General features: G+C 63.6%; 1 protein-coding gene. It reads left to right on the forward strand.

The window, feature by feature from the left end; translation table 11 throughout:
- Positions 1 to 120: 120 nt before the first annotated feature.
- Positions 121 to 1,464, forward strand: coding sequence for an IS5 family transposase (locus GEU84_RS20925; protein WP_152828818.1), 1,344 nt, complete (start codon positions 121 to 123; stop codon positions 1,462 to 1,464).
- The last annotated feature ends 20 nt before the right edge of the window (positions 1,465 to 1,484 follow it).

Raw genomic sequence — 1,484 nt, forward strand, 5'->3', positions numbered from 1 at the left:
TAGTTCGTCCTGAATAACACCTATGCTATTGATTTTGCGCTGAAACGTTGCGGTTTTTCTCGCCATGGTCTGCAAGGTTTTGTATAATTTCCGCCGAAACCTTGCAATTTCGGGTCTGTCATGAAGCACCGCCCGCGCCCTCCGGAACAGGATGACCTGCTGCGTCCGCGGTTGGTGGACATGATCGACCCGCGGCATGAACTCGTGAAACTGGCGGCGCTGATCGACTGGGACGTGTTCGAGCGCGAATGGGCGGGGTTCTTTCTGTCCGGCAAGGGGCGGCCCGCGACGCCGCCTCGGCTGGTGGCAGGGCTGCTCTATCTCCAACACGCCTATCGGCTGTCGGACGAGGCGGTGGTCGCGCGTTGGGTCGAAAATCCCTACTATCAGCACTTCACCGGCGAGACCTTTTTCCAGCACAAGCTGCCCATCGATCCGTCCTCGCTGACACGCTGGAGGGGGCGCATTGGCGAGGAAGGCGTCGAATGGCTGCTGACCCAGACGATCCGGGCCGGGCAGAGGTCCGGTGCCATCGACGGCGACAGCCTGAAGCGCGTGGCGGTGGACACGACAGTGACGGAAAAGGCGATCGCCCATCCGACGGACGCCCGGCTTTACGAGCGGGCGCGGGATCAACTGGTGGCTCTGGCGCAGGAGGCCGGGGTGGAGTTGCGGCAATCCTACGCCCGCCTTGCCCCGCGACTGGCGCTGCAGGTGGGCCGCTACGCCCATGCCAGGCAGTTCAAGCGCATGGTCAAGGCATTGAAAAGGCTTAAGGGCTACACCGGCCGTGTCATGCGCGACCTGCGCCGTCAGCTTGATGACATCCCCGAGGGCGGCCTGCGCGACAGGATCATCGCCAAGCTTGCCCTGGTCTCGCAGCTCCTGCACCAGCAGCCGAAGGGGAGCGGCAAGATCTACGCCCTGCACGAGACACAGGTCGATTGCATCTCCAAGGGCAAGGCCCGGGTGCGCTATGAATTCGGCTGCAAGGTCAGCGTCGCAACCACGCTGGACGAGGGCTTCGTGGTCGGCATGCGCAGCTTTGCGGGCAACCCTTACGATGGCCACACCCTTGGCCAGGCGCTGGAACAGCTGGAGATCCTGGCCGACCAGCGTCCCGATCTGGCCGTCGTCGACCGCGGCTATCGCGGCCATGGCGAGGAAAAGACCCGCGTCCTGATCAGCGGCACGAGGCGCGGCCTGACACCGAAACTCCTCGCAGACCTCCGTCGCCGCAGCGCCATCGAAGCCGAGATCGGCCACATGAAAACCGATGGGCGCCTCGCCAGATGCCCATTGAAAGGCACCATCGGCGACGCCCTCTTCGCCGTCCTGTGCGCCTGCAGACACAACATCCGAAAGATCCTCGCCCACCTCAGGGATTGGCTTGCCTGGATGATCGCCGTCGTCTGGGGCATCAACGCACCGGATCGGCGCCATCGGATCGTCAGAGCGGCTTGAGTGATTTGTTCAGGGCGAAC

It is taken from the genome of Fertoeibacter niger (genome assembly GCF_009380135.2).
Taxonomy (GTDB): Bacteria; Pseudomonadota; Alphaproteobacteria; order Rhodobacterales; family Rhodobacteraceae; genus Fertoeibacter; species Fertoeibacter niger.

What these genes read in the sequence shown, in the direction of transcription:
- GEU84_RS20925 (WP_152828818.1), top strand. Translation starts at nt 121, where the DNA reads ATGAAGCACCGCCCGCGCCCTCCGGAACAGGATGACCTGCTGCGTCCG.